We start from the raw sequence: 16,293 nt of genomic DNA, 5'->3' as shown, positions 1-16,293 counted from the left end.
TGGTTGTTTTATTAATACTACATTATGAGAAAGTCAGATTCAATAAAAAAAAAGGAATACGTATCACCTGAATTAAAAGATTTTGGGAAGTTGGCAGATGTTACTCAAACTATCGGTGGTGGCAGTGTTAACGATGGTGCAGGAGCTGCGGCTTATACTTCATGATTTATTTTTAATTGATTATAGCTCGTTGTTTAGGTTAAAATTGTTATCTCTGGGAGACTTTTCTAGTCTTGTAGAAAAGAACTCTTTTGCGTTTGTCAATAAGTCACAGGAGTACTTAGGTTGGCATGAGCGTATATCTCAATGTACAGAAAACCAGAGTAGGTATTTGATTGAATATTGTTTCTACGATGATGTATGGCTTTCATTTATTCTGAAAGCTAAAAGTGATTTGGTGTTTTACTCGCAGAAAAAGTCAGTATCGCAAGAAACAATTGACGGCATATCAAAGGGAGCTGTTTTGAAATTATGGTTTCAGATTAATGAAATATATGCTTTGCACGCCAGTGCTATTCAAATCGCGTCAGAAGTAATTCTATTTGTCGGCTCTAAAGGAGCTGGAAAGTCTACCACTGCGGCTTACTTCGGCTCAATGGGCTATCCAATTTGGTGTGATGATTATTGTATTCTTGAGCAAAAGGAGGGGCAGTTTTTTGCTTTTCCCGGTGAATCAATAATTAAGGTAAAAAATGAAACAATAGAAGGTTTGTCACTTCCCGCATCTCATATAGAACCTTTATATCTTCCGGAGCCCGAGATTGAATCGCTGACTACTCCTGTTGGTACATTTAAATCATATTATCATAATGATGTAAATTCCTCGGAGCGTATTCCACTAAAGGTTAGGGGTGTTTATTTTCTAAAAGAACGAGGAGTAGAAACGGTGATTAAGTCTTCTGAAATAATGGAAAGCTTGAAAATATTAATTCAGGAAATCATGATTCCTGAACTAGTATCAAAAGATTATAGAAGATATTATTTTGGAGAAAGTATAAAGTTTTTAAATGAGGTTGATGCTTATGAAGTACAGGCCTCAAACAATTTGGAAGAAATACATGTTTTATATGAATCTATTCTTAGAATGGAATAGCAGATGAACAGGGTAGCTAAGGACAATTCACTTTCTGATTATCTTGATTCTTTTTGGTCCGGATTACCTGTTTCTTTAGTAGGTAAAAAGCAGTTAAGGCTTTTACAAGATAGAGCTCGTTTCTTTCCTCCAATACTTCGTATAGGATTGGAATGCAGAATGAATGAAGAGGCTCAAGTAGACTTACAACAGTGTCTGATTAGCGGCAGAGATAATACTGATATCCTATCAGAATGGTTGGATTTTCGGAATATTTCAGACAATGCCGAATGGTTTTCGTTTTTTGAGTTTTTCCGCAAGTGGTTAGACCATTCAGATGGATACCATAAGAATATAGAAGAAATATTTTTTGAGATGGATATTCGAACCGGTGAGAGAAGAATTCCACTCATATTTTTTTCCTTGGCTAAAAAATCGAAAAATGATAATAATGTGTTCCTGTATAAAGTCCTCCAAGAAACATTAGGAGAGAGCCGTCCTTTTTACCCAATTTTAAATACTTGTATTAGCTGTTGTCCAGAGAATGCTTATATCTTTTTTGCAGGCATTCAGTTTTCAAGAGAAACTGATGTGATACGTATTAATATAAAAAATATGTATGCTGATCAAGTTATTCCTTTTCTCAGGGCAGTAGGCTATAGGTATGACACAGAGAATATTGAAGGCTTTGTAGAATTTATTTACAGCGTTTCTGATAGAGTAAGGCTGTGTCTTGATCTAGGAGCGTCTGTTCAAAAAAAGATTGGCTTTGAGTGTTTTTGGGATGACCAACCTAATAAGGACACTCGATGGAGCTTCTTCCTCGACGAGTGTGTTAAAAAAGCGATTTGCTTAGCAGAAAAAGCCAAAGCCGTTTTAGATTGGGAAAAGGAAATATTTCCAAGCTCATTAACAATTTGGCCTGAACAGCTTTGGTTGGAAACATTAAAAAGGCCCGAGGATGAGTTTACTTATATGAAAAGAGAAGTGTCTCATCTAAAGTTAAGTATTAAGCCCTCTGGGAAGCCTGAATTAAAAGCATATTTAGGTTATGGTAATCTATGGCTTAATTTAAAAAATGACAAAAACAAAAGGGCAATATTTTCAAAAGCCGAAAATATAGAAATTGCTACAGAAAAAGGGGTGAATTTTGTGCTTGATTCACAATTGCAGACTGGTTTTTGGATTGATTTCGCCTTGCCCCCAGGAAAAAGTGACGAATGGGTAACGGCATATGTAGGATATCATCTTTCGTTTTTTGAAAAAGTGGGCGTAAAAGAGAGTCTTAAACGAGCTTGGTCGGTTTTAAGAAAAAGGTGTAGACTAGGTTTTGGGTTTGGATATAATGTGATGACCCCTGGTGACGCGGATAGTACCATTTGGGCTTACCTCTTTTCAATCCGTATATCTGAGGTAGATAATTTGAAGCTTCAAGACATTCTAAAATTATACTTTTTGGATGACAATGGGGTAACAACTTATCTTGAAAAAGACAAGATTCGGAAGGTTACTAAGCTTGGTGAAAAAGCATCTTTTAATGGCTGGCAGAGCCTGCATTTATGTGTTACTGCCGCTTATGCCTTAGCTGGGGACAAAAAAGCATTAAAAGCTATTCTAAATAACCAAAATGAAGATGGTTCGATTAAGTCCTATTGGTGGTCAACAGATGAATATGCCACTGCACTTGCTACTGAAGCTATGGCCTTAAATAAAGGAAATAACGCAGAGGAAATCGCAAGGTCAGTTTCCTGGGCCAGAGGGAGAATGGTAAATGAACTGGATTCTTCTCAGCCCTCTCCATTCAAAATTTCTCTTTTGTTACGTATACTACTGTTTTCGGGGAAAATGAGTTTAGATGAGGCCAACATCACTTTAGGAATGGAATATCTACTAAGCAGTCAACTTGAAGATGGGAGCTGGGGTTCTTATGCGAACCTTCAAGTACCCATGCCTGGGACGATTAGTCCAGATGCGAGTGAGAATAATTGGCATGTTGCTGACCAAAATAAAGTTTTTACCACTATTACTATTCTTTATGCTTTACAAAAGATAAATAAACATTCAAATGAATCTTGACCCTTTTTTTCTTGACACTAAGGATGCTGGTTTTATTTCTGACCCATATCCTGTTTATAGAACGCTAAGAAATTGTTCGCCAGCTTATTATTCAGAGAGGTATAATGCATGGTTTCTTACAAAATATACGGATGTGAAAAATGTTTTAGGGGATTCGTCATTGTTCGGGTTTCCTGTACCTGTTGAAGGTGTTAAATCTCTTAATCCCACATGGAGCGAAATCGCAGACAATGCCATTGGATTTGAAGGTTATCTGTCACTTAAGAATAAGACACTTGAAAGTCAAAGTCTTTGGATCTCTAATAGAAATGCAGAGGATCATAGTCGTATAAAAAAGGCATTTTCACCCCCATTTCTTTCAGGGAAATTGAAATTATCTGAAGAGGGGGTGCGAAAGAAACTTGATGATATATTAAATAATATTGAAGGTAAATCTCAAATAGATATTATTAAAGATATTAGTATACCATTAACTTCTAGGGTTTTTCTGGATCTTTTAGGGGTTGGTTATGAATATAGTGATTGGATTCAGGAACACTCTTTAAAACTAAGCATGCTCTTTTTTCTTGATATTACTAAAAGAGAAAAAGAAGAAGGTGTTTCTTCTCTTATAAATTTTATGGAGTTTTTTAGAAAGGAAACTAAAGAGCAAGCCGGAGGTGATGCAAATAAATTAATTGCACTTCTACTTGAAGGTAAGTGCCTTGGAAGAATAAGCATGGATGAGGTACTAGCCAACCTTTCTTTTTTTATTCTTGCTGGGGTGCAGTCTACCATTTATTTTATTGGTAATTTGTTTTATTGTCTGCAGCAATACCCAGATCAGTTTACCTTGATAAAAAAGATGCCATCACTTATTGAAAAAGCCTGTGAGGAGACTCTTCGATTTGAGACGGCTAATTCTTTTAGTGTTAGATATGCTTTAGAGGATACAGAGATTTCTGGTCAGAAAATAAAAGCTAGCCAAAAACTTGTTTTACTTGTAGGGGCAGCTAATAGAGATGAATCTGTATTTAAGAATGCTGAAGAGTTCGATGTACTTAGAGAGTCAAACTCGCATTTGGCATTTGGTTATGGCACTAGATACTGTATTGGCTCATACCTCTCTAGAATGGAAGCAAAAGTAACGTTAGAAGTGATGCTCGAGAGATTCCCTATGCTGTCTTTTGAGCAGAATCAAGTTTTAGACTGGTATGATAACTTTAGGGTGAGAGGGTTAAATAGCTTAAAAGTCAATTTGCTTTAATTTTCAATAAAAATCAGATGGATACAGTATTTGAAGAAGACAATCGAATGTTACAGGTTTATCAGAGATTTATGAATAGCCCTGTAATGCAGATGTATTATGAAAACAGCAACTTTAATAATGTAGGTTTATGGGAAGGTAATGTAAACAGTCAGGCTAAAGCATGCAGAAACTTGATGAAAACATTAACGGAAAATGTATATGAGGCTAAAGGGAATATACTTGATGTGGCTTGTGGTATGGGAGCTACTACCGATTTTTTACAAGAAGAATTTATTAATTCAACTACCATAGGCATAAATATTTCGGGGAAGCAAATCCAATGCTGCAAAGAAACGTATCCTCATCTAAGGTTTATGGAAATGGATGCGACTAATTTACAGTTTCCTGATGAGTATTTTGATGTAGTTTGTTGTGTAGAAGCAGCGTTTCATTTTAACACTAGAGCTGATTTTATTAGAGAGGCGGCTAGGGTACTAAAAAAAAATGGTCAGCTTATAATTTGTGACATTGTTCTAACTCCTGATAAACAGCTTAATTGGTTTATTTCTGAAGATAATAAAGAAAGGAGTATTGAAGATTATCAATTTTTACTTGAAAATAATGGATTTACATCCGATTCAATAATAGATAAAAAAGAGAGCACTTGTGTGGCGTATTCATCTAATTTAAGAAAGTGGGCACTGACAGAATTGTTTTATAAAAAAATAAATCCTGAGGAGTGCAAGTATATTATTTCTTTATCAGATTTTTTGAATAAAAACCCTATAAATAATTACCTGTTTATATCTTCAGTGAAAAAATAATACATCAACTTTCTTAAGTTTTCAGTCTACTTTCATGAGTCTTTATCCATCGCATTTTCCAATCAATTTTAAAGGCCTTTTGAAGTTCTTCAAGGCTACAAGTTAAGTTGTAAGTAGGACTTATATTTTGAATATCTTCCAATGAAATAATATTTTCGATTGGGCTTTCATTCCTTAGTTTTTGAATGAGTGTTAATGCGTTCTGAACGGACATATAATTATATTAATAAATAATAGTACACCAAAAAAGTATAAATGAGAAGGTTATGTCCGAAATAAAAGGAACATAAGACTTCTTTTGTAGGTTGAGCAATTTGTTTAGATTTAAATCAGATAACTATTATGTGAATATTTTTAAGACTGGTAAATTGTAAGAGGTTTAAGTTTACTTTTTTCAAAGAAAATAAAATATAGTTAGCTTGACAAGTTAAAATAAGTTGCGGTCACGTGTTTTCTCGAAGGATCGAGATGGCCGCAAACGCTATAATCAAGAGTTTTCAGCTAAATTTGATTTTACAAGTGTTGTAGCAATATTTTACTATAAATTAATCGCTTATAATGAATTTTCAAATGAAGCAATATTGACAAAAAACATTTTTAGAATGGATGGAGTTTTTTTAAAAAAGCATGTTTGATTTTAAACGAATTTGTTAATGAAATTTGATTCGAAAGAGCATGGTTTTCTAATACACTTACTAAAGCTTTTTCTTGGGAAAGAAGAAAGACTATATACTGAACTAGAAACGCTTGACTGGGATGTGGTTTTGTTTTTGTCTCGCTTTCATCAGGTTAGGCCATCAGTTTATCAGGCTCTATCTATGTATTATGGTGATTTTAGCAACGATGTCGTTTTAAAGTTGAGAATGGAAGTCTTGGGGATAACAGCTTTCAACTTACAGCAGCTGACAGAATTAAATGTTTTAATTAAGCTTTTAAAGAGTAATAATATTGAAATAATACCATATAAAGGATTGGTTCTGTCAAATGCTGCATTCGGTAGTTTTGGGATGCGTGAATTTAGTGACATTGATTTTCTATTTAAAAAAGATGACTTTGCTGCACTAAAGAGAATACTAATAGAAAAGGGATACCTGCCAGAAAAAAAAGTGCCTAAAGCGTTTGAGAAGGTATATTTATATCATCATTGTGAGTACAACTTTCTATTTAAGGAACATAGTCATAGGAAGTTTTTTGTGGAGCCGCACTGGTTTTTAGGTACTCGAATGCTCCAAAATAATATTCCTTTCGAAGAAGTAAAACAACTTACAACTTACGGAAATCTGTCATCAACAGATTTTATAAACCTATTAGGTCCAGAAGGTCTTTTGCTCACAACTTGCATTCATCATACTTCCATCAGGTATCCTACCTTCAAGAGCATAATGGATGTTGCTTCTCTTTTGGCAAAGTATACTGAATTAATAGATTGGGAGATGATTTTAGAAGTATCAAAGAAATGGGATGTTCAAAATATATTTCTTTTTTCAATCCACTTGGCTTGTTGCGAACTAGATGCCCCACTTCCTGTAGAAATTAAAACTTTGATAAAGGAGAAGCTTCCGTCAAATTTATTAGGTAATTATCACGGGCATGTATTGGATCCAAGTGTGAAACCCTTTACACTAAAATATCACTATAGAAGAATTCGCCTTCAGTTCCTATTAAGAAATAGCGTATACACGAAAGTGAAAATATTATGGTTCACTTTCCTGTATTATGCTACGTTTAAGGTGTTTTTTCCTAATCAAACTAAACCCTCTTAGAAATATTATCATGCATCTGACTTAAAGTAGTTTTTAAGTCATATTTCCAATCCCAAGTAGGATAGTGCGACTTAAATTTGCTTAAATCAGAAATGTACCAAATATGGTCACCACTCCTGTTGTCATCAGATAAGCTGTAGTTCATTTTTTTACCTGTGATTTCCTCACAAAGTGTAATACCTTCTGCCATAGAGCAGTTAGAGAATCTACCTCCACCAGCGTTATAAACCTCAGCACTTCTTGGGTTTTGGTAGAAATGCCAGAACATGTTTACTAAATCCCAAGAATGAATGTTATCACGAACTTGCTTTCCTTTGTAACCGAAAATAGTATAGTGGTTGCCTGTAATGGCACATTTCATAAGGTAGGCCAAAAAGCCATGTAACTGTGCTCCAGAGTGATTTGGTCCTGTTAGGCAACCTCCTCTAAATACACCAGTTTTCATTCCAAAATAACGACCATACTCCTGAACCAATACATCAGCAGCTACTTTGGAAGCTCCAAATAATGAGTGCTTTGTATGGTCAATGCTCATTTGCTCATCAATACCATCCTTGAAATAAGCATGGTCTTCAGCTATTTCCCAACGCGTCTCATGCTCTACCAAAGGAAGGAAGTTAGGATTGTCTCCGTATACTTTGTTTGTAGAGGTGAAAATAAATACCGCTTCAGGGCAATGAAGACGAGTCATTTCTAACATCACCAATGTTCCATTGGCATTCACTGTAAAATCCATAAATGGCTCACGAGCGGCCCAGTCATGAGAGGGTTGAGCGGCAGTATGAATGATAAGTTTTATATCTTTACCATATTCCTGAAAGATTTTACCAATTTCTTCTTCAGAACGAATATCAGCTTGATAGTGCTTATAGTTGCTGTACTGGTCCTCTATTCTTTTTTTGTTCCACTCTGTGGAAGCTTCATCACCAAAAAAGTAAGCTCTCAGGTTATTGTCAATTCCAATAACTAGGTCAAACTTGTCAGACATAAAGGCAACGGACTCACTGCCAATCAATCCGGCAGATCCTGTTACTATAGCTATATTCATTTGTAAATTGGGTATATCAAAAAAAGCGAACTCCTTGATGTCGTTCGCAATTTTCAGTTATAAACTTTTTAAGTGAATTTTATTCACCGTAAATTTTTGTTCTTAAAGCTGCAGCTCTAGCAATATCCTCTGGAGTTGCTTCATACTGCTTTGAAAGCTGTCTTGCAGGAGCCTCTAGGCTTTCACCATATACTCTCTCATCACCTTCATGAAGGTCTTTTTGCTTGATTTGGTTGTTCTTTTGATAGTTACAAGAACTTAAAAGGCCAGTAGCGGCTACGAATAATAAAAAGCTGATTTTTTTCATTGCTTTACGCTCAATAAATAAATTTGCACAAATTTAAGATTGACAGGCCGAACAGCCAAAATATATTGTACTTAAACTTCAGGAGTTTATTACTTATTGTCAATTTTGAGGTCAAATGTCTTTAAAGCTAAAAATTAGAAGAAATTTATGAGATACGATGTGGTGGTTATTGGTGGTGGGATAGTGGGTTTAGCTACGGCTTTGAAAATAAAAACGCAAAAACCGAATACAAGGCTTTTGGTTTTGGAAAAGGAAGATTCACCTGCCAAACATCAAACAGGTAATAATAGTGGCGTTATTCACTCTGGCTTATATTATAAACCAGGAAGTTTAAAAGCTACTAATTGTATATCTGGTTATAATCAATTGTTAGCATTTTGTGAGCAAGAAGGAATAGAATACGACTTATGTGGGAAAATAGTAGTAGCTACGAAAGAAGAGCAATTGCCTATTTTGGATACACTTTTTCAAAGGGGACAAGAAAATGGATTGAAAAACTTGGTTTATTTAAGTGGTGACGAGATGCGTGAGATAGAACCGCATGTTGCCGGTATTAAAGGCATTAAAGTGCCTCAGACTGGTATTGTTGACTATAAAAAGGTTAGTGAAAAATATGCCGAGAAAATTCTACAGCTCGACGGGGAGATAAGGTATAACGAGAGGGTAACATCTGTTTCGCAGTTAAATGGAGTTTCGAATGTGGTGACCACAAAGGGGAGTTATAACACAACATTGGTGGTAAACTGCGGAGGTCTATATTCTGATAAAGTAGCTCAAATGACTCAAGATGATAAAATTGATTTAAAAATCATTCCTTTCAGAGGCGAGTATTATGAGTTAAAACCTGAAAAACAATATTTAGTTAAACATCTAATTTACCCAGTTCCAGATCCTAACTTTCCTTTCTTGGGTGTGCATTTTACAAGAATGATAAATGGTGGGGTTGAGGCAGGGCCTAATGCGGTTTTGGCGTTTAGAAGAGAGGGATATAAAAAAACAGATTTTAAGTTCTCCGAATTGGCGGAAACACTCATGTGGCCCGGTTTTCAAAAAGTGGCGGCTAAATATTGGAAAACCGGTATGGGCGAGTATTATAGGTCTTTTTCAAAAGCTGCTTTTACAAAGGCACTCCAAGCTTTAATTCCAGAATTAAAAGCGGAAGATTTAATTCCAGGCGGAGCAGGTGTAAGAGCTCAGGCATGTGATATTACTGGTGGACTTTTGGATGATTTCAAGATCATTGAAAATGCACAAGCCATCAATGTTTGTAATGCACCATCACCTGCGGCTACAAGTTCATTGGCCATTGGTCAAGCGGTTAGTGAAATGGTCTTAAAAAGATTGGATTAATTTATTTGACTGGCTCTCGGAGAATTGTTTATAATTTTTCGGGATCGGTTTTCCTAAAATCCGAAAGATATATTTCATGGTGCTCACCATTTCTTGCAAAACCGTTTTCTTCCATGACTTCTTGAAGTGTTGCTAAAGATTCGGGTTCTGTATTAAAAGGACCTATATGAAGTATTTGGACGCATTTGCCTTCATTCATAGTATGGAATGTCAGTTCGTCTATGAAAGGGAGTTCACCTTTTTTGACCTTAACTTGGTCTATAGCTTTTTGTACCATTTCAGGATTTACAAAATCAGGCATTCTAATTAATAATCGATATGCCCATTCACTTCTTGGGATTTTTATAGGAGCATTTTCCATGGCAATGCCATCATATTTATCTAAGTCAAATGACCACAATCCTTCTAGTTTCGGGACTACAAAATCCTTATCAACAGCTTTACATTCAAATTTAATGGTATAAGCGACTGGATAGAGTGCTGCATTTTTTAGAGCAAATTCATCTCCTGATGGGTCACCAATTCCCGTTATTGATAAGTAATTAATAGTCTCAAAATTCACTATTTCAGGTTTTGCCTGTGATTTATAGTAAGTTTTGTAGGTCTTTGTTAAATCTAATTTTCCCATTATTGTTTTTGCTAAACTAGGTTAGAGGAGTGACAACCTCTTGTCAGCTTCTTTTTGTTGAAGCCTATCCATGCTCTTTATAAGAAGTTCTTTTACATCTAACTTAAGTTGCTCGGGTTCAATAATATCTGCTACTTTTCCTAAATAGAGAAACCAGTGGGCGAAGCCCATTAAGTTGCCAGTCAAAAATGTCATTTCAATTTGTTCACCTAAATCCTTTTGAGAGATAAAACCCATATAATAATATTGGTCTCCCATGTATCGGAATCCTTTTTTGTCGATTTTTATAACCACTTTAATGAGGTTTTCTTTCGACTGCGTATTATTGATAAAGGTATGGAGCTTCGGATGTTTTTTGTCAAAACGTTCTGTCTGTATTACCAAGGTCGTTATTTTGTCAATTCTAAAATTTCTGTAGTCTTTCCTTAATCTACACCATGCTATCAAATACCAATTTCCATGGCTTGAAAATATACCAATGGGTTCAATGTCCCTTTCATTTTTTTCAAACCTAGAACCTGTGAAATATTCTATTTTGATAATATTCTTGTTAAGAATGGCCTTAAGTATTTGTTTTATGTTTAGCCGTTCGTTTCGTTCGCTTGGTAAATAGTCGTTTTCTAAAACTTCAATATGCTGGTAGGCATCATCAAGTAGTTCTTTGTCGGCATTTTTAAGTACAGATTTGATTTTAAAAAGAGCAGATTCGAAAGATTTTTTGGTGTCTTCATCTGTTAATTTTGAAATAAGTTTTCCGGCGGTTAAAAAAGAAAAGGCTTCATCTTCTGTGAATTGTACCGGTGGAAGTCTATATTCCTTCATGATGGAATAGCCCACTCCAGCTTCGCTCAATATGGGTACCCCCGCTTCTTCAAGAGCTCTAATGTCTCTATAAACAGTTCTTAAGCTTATCTCGAATCTGTCGGCTATTTCCTGAGCCTTAATAATTCTTTTAGATTGAAGCTGAATAAGGATTTCTGTAAGTCGGTTTAAGCGAGGCATTTACTTGATTTGCGATTATTAATAGTGTAAAACATAGGGAAAACCTAAATCAGGTGTCTCATAGTTAAATTCGAGAAATGGTCTGTACGATTTTTTAATTTACAACACTTTCAATTATATCATTTTGACCAAACAATTTCATTCATTCTTACTAAATCATTTACAATTAACTCAGTAAGAATATAAGATTTTTCACCCCCTTAAAATTAATAAATCCAAACAGAGCTATCAATTAATGCCATTTTAAACGACTGTCCCCTAAAACATCTAAATCAATGGTTGAATCTAGTTTTCCTCTATAATTCAGCATACTCTTTCTCTGTTCAAGTTTTATTATCGCTGCAATATTTTCTGAATTGCTTCAACCCGCTTTATGCATTAGTCAATCTCCCGATTTTATCGGAACCGTAGCTAAATTGCTTCAAATCAGTACGTAAATCCATTTAAACTCAATCGCCATAACGATCCGGTGCTATGCTGATTTCCTTTAATTGTCTGATATATTGTGATTTAACTACTCATTACGATTCCCCAACGCATAATCAGGGTTCAATTGACGTTTTTGAATTTGTAGCTTTCATGGGTTACTTTTTTGGTAAATCAATGGTAATCCTCGTTTTGTGCATTTTAACAAAAAGCTATTCAGATAATTTTGTGCCAAATTCCTAAATTAAAGTCCGACTGTAGGTCCAACTAACCTTTTCGATTTTTGAAGAACTCCCTGAAGAAATCTATTTGAAGCTCTACCTAACTTTACACTTCCATCAGCTGCTTTAAGTTATCGGCAAAGGAGCCGCCAGACTCTAGCTTGGTTTGTTTTTGGTCCTTTAATTGAATCACAAATTTGCCATTGAAGCCTTTTTCCATAAATTGGATTTTGGAAGCATGTATAATTGCCGAACGGCTAATTCTTACAAATTCTTCTGGAAGTTTATCTGTTAAAGAAGTAATAGTATGAGTGGTTAAATACTGTTTTCCGTCCATTGTATTTAGAAAAACATATTTATCATCCGCCTGAAAATGACTGATTTGTGATAGGGAAATAAATAGGATTTTATCTCCAGATTTCACCGTAATGCTATGCAGTTCCTTTTTAGGGTTTAGCTGTTCCATAAGTTTTTGCAGCGTAGCTTGCTCAAAACCCCTGTCTTTTTCGGATAATCTGGCTTTTAGTTTATCCACTGTTTTTTGCAGTCTTTCATTCTCCACTGGTTTTAGGAGGTAGTCTAGGCTATTTTCTTCAAAGGCTTTTATGGCGTATTGATCGTATGCGGTGCAGAAAACCACAATAGGCATATAATCCAAAGCAGCCAACATCTCGAAACCGTTTAGGATGGGCATTTCAATGTCCAGGAAAATCAAATCGGGTTTTTGACTTTCTATTTTTTTTAACCCTTCTTCGCCGTTAGTCGCTTCATCTATGACTTCAAAAATATCTTCAAATTTGGAGAGTAGTCTTTTTAATCTGCTAATAGCCAATGGTTCGTCGTCTATGAGTATAGCTTTATAAATCATGGTCTTTATCTATTTTAATTTGGATGTTTTTGATAGGGTCGTTGCTGATTTGGAGCATCGCCGAATCTCCGTATATTAAGGTTAGTTTGTCTTTGACACTTTTTAAACCATATCCGCCAGATATATCTTCGCCAAAATCAGGTCCGTTGTCATGTATGTCTATCACAATAAATTGTCCCTCTTCTTTAATGTCTACTTTGATTTCGCCGCTGTCGGCTATTTTAGATATTCCATGCTTAATGGCATTTTCAACTAAAGGTTGAAGTAGAAATCTTGGAATAAGCTTATCGTTTAGTTTTTCTTCTACGTTAATACTGTAGTTTAAGCGGTTGCCAAAACGCATTTGCTCTATGGCTAAATAAGATTTCACCAAGCTTATCTCTTCATTTATAGAATGGTTACTTTCATTGTTTCGTCCAGTGGTGGCCCTAAACAATTTAGAGAGTTCCACCGTCATGTCTTCGGCTTTGTCTTGATCTTCATGAATAAGCCCCGCAATACTGTTAAGAGAATTATATAGAAAATGAGGGTTAATTCTGGCTTCCAAGGCGGTTAGCTGTGCCTTGGTTTTTAGTTTCTCCATATTGAGCAACTGGTATTCTTGCTCTGATATTTTTCTGCTTAAATGTGTTGATCTACTCCAAAAAGCATAATACGCACATGCCACAAATGAAGGAATAACGCTGTAAAATATTTTGGAGTTATTAAAACCAGAAACACTACTTCTTGTTCTTGTGATCTCCATAAAGTATTGCCAAAACTCGAATGTGTTTGTTTGGGATTCAAAGTAGAGATTGACCGCTAGGTGAACCAGGAAAAAAGAAAGACATGTTAGTCCTATTAGAGACAAATATTTCAGCCATTTGGGTTGAAGATATTTTTCTACAAAAGAGATGAAAAGTATAAATCCCAGAAATGCTGAGAGACCTGTGGTTAAATTTAGAAGGGCTACCGCCTTATTATGTTCTATTTCTAATGAAGTGGGATTGAATAATTCCGAGGTAAAATATGTGATGCTGTTTAGACCGTAAACAAGTAATACGGTAAACATGAAAGCATAAAAAACTTGTAGTCCGGAAGGAACGAAGGGTGAAAACTTCCAATTTCTTTTTTCGCTTGACGCCACGGGTTTATGAACTTTAGGAGCATTTTTTGGCGGACTTGAAGTGTCGGATTGCTTTTCGGAACGTGGTTTACTGAATTGAAAATTTGACTGAACACTTGGACTTTTACTAGGAGAAAGTGGGTTTGAATATTCTATGGTTTCTTTTTCGTAAATTGTCAAGGTTCCTCCTCTAGAGCGTAAGGTTACATTACAGCCCCCACCGTTTATGGTGCCGTCCCATTCTGTTCTAGAACGTAAGCCATTAAAGTTGAAATTGCCGTAAGTTTTTACTCTCGAGGCTCTTGCGTTTAATTGAATTCCTTTATCTTTTGGGAGATGGGTTTTTACGTTCCCTCCACTAGATTCTAGCCATAAATAATCCTTAAGCTCGTCAATGTCTGCTCTTATGTTTCCTCCTTTAGTGGTGGCAGCCGCATTGGCTCTGATGCCCGTGAGTTTAATGTTTCCTCCCCAGCTAATGGCTTTGAGTTCTCCTGTTAGTCTGTTGATATTTACGTTTCCGCCCTTGGTTTTTGAGTTTAAGACACCATTGAAGTCTGAAATGTTGATATTTCCTCCATCTGTGGCGTAGGTATGGTTTCCTTGGCAATGAGAAATGTTTAAGTTTCCTCCACTGGTGTGGAGTTCGAAATCGCCGTGACATTGTTCCACCTTAATACCACCTCCAAAATTCTTGCCTAGGCCTTTTAAGCTTCCCTTTACCCCTGTTAAGTTTATCTTTCCTATGGAGCCTTTTAGCAAATGTTTACCAGTAACATTAACGAGGGTCAAATCACCAATGCTAGAATTAAGATGGATTGACAAGTCTTTAGGCACAAAAATCCTAAATGAAACCTGGTGTCCAGAAAAAATACTATCTAGCCAGTTTCTTCTTCCATGGATACTTTTGATGAGTAGGGTCTCATTTTCCGTGAAAATTCTAAAGCCCAGCTTCTCAAATTCAGATTTGCTCATGGGATCTTGTAAGAAAAAGTTCAACAAGCCTCTTTTATAGGCGTAAACTTCTACCCGCAACGCGGTATAATCTCCTCCTAAAACTTCAATGGCACCCCATGAGGTATGAACCTCTAGGTTTTTAATGTTTTCCGATGGAAAGGATTTGCTATGTAAGGGAGAGCCAATCATGCATTGGTTTGATTCAATTTGTCTAGAAAAAGCCAGTTTATAGTAACTGCAGCAAATGACAGAGCAATAGGTGAGAGAATGTAATATTTAAAAAATTGGAAAATAGGTGCAGCCCCGGCATTTGGATATAAGATGTTCCAGTTTTCAAGAAAACGCTGAACAAGAGTAATATTGGCTACTATGCTTAGACCTATCTGAATGCCTATCATCATGCCCATAAAAATCATCAGATTTACAAATAGTGGTAGCCAGTTTTCACCTACATTATTCGGAATATATCTTAAAACGTGATTCACTTTCCAGCGTTCTTCATTGAAAACCGCCAAACATTTATCAAAACCCTTTAGTAAGTTTCCAGAACCTATGAAGTGTATAAATAAAGCGATTTGGAGAATCGGAATTATAACATCAAGTTTTGTAAACCATTCTTGAAGAAATGGGCCTACACCACCATGTATGGTGTAGGCTATGAATGCTGCGGGGAATACAAGTAGAAATTTAATGAAAGTATTCTTCCTACGTACTCTTTCTGTTTTCGCTATTAAATCGGCGTATCCTAATATTGAAAATGGAGATGCTTGCATTGTTTTTATTGACATTGTGATAAGAAGTATACTGACTCGTATTTGCCCCAACTAGGATGCATAGCAGATTTAAGTTCGAAGTTATTGAATTTTTCTAGTGCTGCCTCAAAAAGTGGTTTTGCTACAGCTTTTCCTCCACCAAAGTTTTCGGGTGTAAAGAAAGCACTAGTTCCTCTTAAATATGATATCCGTGGATTATTGGCATTTAGTTTAGTCGCGGTGGTGAGAGCTTTCGTGAATTTTTCGCCGTAGGTCTGGAATCGGTTCATAGGGTCTACAGATAGCCTACCAGATGCTATTTGTGCTTTAAGTACTTGTATCTCATCATTGATAGGAGATGATTTTTCGGCTTTTGCTAAAAAAGATTCTGCAAGTTCTAATAATTGGTCTTTTTCTCCTGGAGTTTGCTTTTTGAAAGATTCGTTAGCGTAGGTATATGCCACCCAATAATTAGGAAGCCATTGTTCTTTTTCGGCCGCTGCAATACGTTCCATTTTATTTGTCAATGGCTGAAATGACTCTTCGATACCTGTCTGTTGGATTTGAGAAACCAAATCTGTCATTGTTTTTTCATAAGCAGCATTTTGAGCTGAAACAGCGAGTACAGAAATCGTTAATAAGATAGAAATGAATATTTTTTTCATT

General features: G+C 35.7%; 16 protein-coding genes. 7 read left to right on the top strand and 9 right to left on the bottom strand.

Annotated features, from left to right (window positions below):
- Nucleotides 1-24 precede the first annotated feature (24 nt).
- The 5 genes from ACSBFT_RS14780 to ACSBFT_RS14760 are packed head-to-tail and all read left to right on the top strand — an operon-like array spanning nucleotide 25 to nucleotide 5,200.
- The gene (locus ACSBFT_RS14780; protein WP_463044577.1) at nucleotides 25-165 is read left to right on the top strand and encodes a hypothetical protein; all 141 of its coding nucleotides are present in this window, start codon (nucleotides 25-27) and stop codon (nucleotides 163-165) included.
- Nucleotides 166-205: 40 nt separating this feature from the next.
- Nucleotides 206-1,093 (top strand): hypothetical protein, encoded by an 888-nt coding sequence (locus ACSBFT_RS14775; RefSeq protein ID WP_489601193.1) that lies wholly within the window; start codon nucleotides 206-208, stop codon nucleotides 1,091-1,093.
- 3 nt (nucleotides 1,094-1,096) lie between these two features.
- Nucleotides 1,097-3,148, top strand: coding sequence for a prenyltransferase/squalene oxidase repeat-containing protein (locus tag ACSBFT_RS14770; RefSeq protein ID WP_489601192.1), 2,052 nt, complete (start codon nucleotides 1,097-1,099; stop codon nucleotides 3,146-3,148).
- A complete protein-coding gene (locus ACSBFT_RS14765; RefSeq protein WP_489601190.1) occupies nucleotides 3,138-4,394 on the top strand; it encodes a cytochrome P450 in 1,257 nt (418 codons plus the stop codon). Before ACSBFT_RS14770 ends, ACSBFT_RS14765 begins: the two co-directional genes overlap by 11 nt.
- A 17-nt stretch (nucleotides 4,395-4,411) precedes the next feature.
- Nucleotides 4,412-5,200, top strand: coding sequence for a class I SAM-dependent methyltransferase (locus tag ACSBFT_RS14760; protein ID WP_489601189.1), 789 nt, complete (start codon nucleotides 4,412-4,414; stop codon nucleotides 5,198-5,200).
- Nucleotides 5,201-5,213: 13 nt separating this feature from the next.
- Here the strand turns inward: ACSBFT_RS14760 and ACSBFT_RS14755 are convergent, their stop codons facing one another.
- Entirely contained in the window at nucleotides 5,214-5,414 is a 201-nt protein-coding gene (locus ACSBFT_RS14755) for a hypothetical protein (RefSeq protein ID WP_463044582.1), read from the bottom strand.
- 439 nt (nucleotides 5,415-5,853) lie between these two features.
- Between ACSBFT_RS14755 and ACSBFT_RS14750 the strand changes: the two genes are divergently transcribed.
- Nucleotides 5,854-6,963, top strand: a complete 1,110-nt coding sequence (locus tag ACSBFT_RS14750; protein ID WP_463044583.1) for a nucleotidyltransferase domain-containing protein — start codon at nucleotides 5,854-5,856, stop codon at nucleotides 6,961-6,963.
- Here the strand turns inward: ACSBFT_RS14750 and ACSBFT_RS14745 are convergent.
- Nucleotides 6,950-8,011 (bottom strand): NAD-dependent epimerase/dehydratase family protein, encoded by a 1,062-nt coding sequence (locus ACSBFT_RS14745; protein WP_489601188.1) that lies wholly within the window; start codon nucleotides 8,009-8,011, stop codon nucleotides 6,950-6,952. The two genes, ACSBFT_RS14750 and ACSBFT_RS14745, sit on opposite strands and share 14 nt — an antisense overlap.
- 79 nt (nucleotides 8,012-8,090) lie before the next feature.
- Nucleotides 8,091-8,318, bottom strand: a complete 228-nt coding sequence (locus tag ACSBFT_RS14740; protein WP_463044585.1) for a hypothetical protein — start codon at nucleotides 8,316-8,318, stop codon at nucleotides 8,091-8,093.
- 147 nt (nucleotides 8,319-8,465) lie between these two features.
- Between ACSBFT_RS14740 and lhgO the strand changes: the two genes are divergently transcribed.
- Nucleotides 8,466-9,668, top strand: coding sequence for an L-2-hydroxyglutarate oxidase (gene lhgO, locus ACSBFT_RS14735; protein WP_489601187.1), 1,203 nt, complete (start codon nucleotides 8,466-8,468; stop codon nucleotides 9,666-9,668).
- A gap of 28 nt (nucleotides 9,669-9,696) precedes the next feature.
- On the opposite strand, the gene ACSBFT_RS14730 is transcribed toward lhgO, so the two are convergent.
- From ACSBFT_RS14730 to ACSBFT_RS14705, 6 genes are all read right to left on the bottom strand, one after another.
- Complete coding sequence (locus tag ACSBFT_RS14730) at nucleotides 9,697-10,296, bottom strand: GyrI-like domain-containing protein (RefSeq protein ID WP_489601186.1); 600 nt, start codon at nucleotides 10,294-10,296, stop codon at nucleotides 9,697-9,699.
- A gap of 21 nt (nucleotides 10,297-10,317) precedes the next feature.
- On the bottom strand, nucleotides 10,318-11,298 hold the full coding sequence (locus ACSBFT_RS14725) for a helix-turn-helix transcriptional regulator (protein WP_489601185.1): 981 nt from the start codon (nucleotides 11,296-11,298) through the stop codon (nucleotides 10,318-10,320).
- A 753-nt stretch (nucleotides 11,299-12,051) separates the two neighbouring features.
- A complete protein-coding gene (locus ACSBFT_RS14720; RefSeq protein WP_489601184.1) occupies nucleotides 12,052-12,813 on the bottom strand; it encodes a LytR/AlgR family response regulator transcription factor in 762 nt (253 codons plus the stop codon).
- The gene (locus tag ACSBFT_RS14715; protein ID WP_489601183.1) at nucleotides 12,803-15,064 is read right to left on the bottom strand and encodes a histidine kinase; all 2,262 of its coding nucleotides are present in this window, start codon (nucleotides 15,062-15,064) and stop codon (nucleotides 12,803-12,805) included. Before ACSBFT_RS14715 ends, ACSBFT_RS14720 begins: the two co-directional genes overlap by 11 nt.
- Nucleotides 15,061-15,663, bottom strand: coding sequence for a hypothetical protein (locus ACSBFT_RS14710; RefSeq protein WP_463044591.1), 603 nt, complete (start codon nucleotides 15,661-15,663; stop codon nucleotides 15,061-15,063). Before ACSBFT_RS14710 ends, ACSBFT_RS14715 begins: the two co-directional genes overlap by 4 nt.
- A complete protein-coding gene (locus ACSBFT_RS14705; RefSeq protein WP_489601182.1) occupies nucleotides 15,654-16,292 on the bottom strand; it encodes a hypothetical protein in 639 nt (212 codons plus the stop codon). Before ACSBFT_RS14705 ends, ACSBFT_RS14710 begins: the two co-directional genes overlap by 10 nt.
- Between the last annotated feature and the right edge of the window lies 1 nt (nucleotide 16,293).

It is taken from the genome of Arcticibacterium sp. SM2516 (assembly GCF_057914865.1).
Note: the sequence above shows the minus strand (reverse complement) of the source record. Positions and strands in the feature narration are given on the sequence as shown.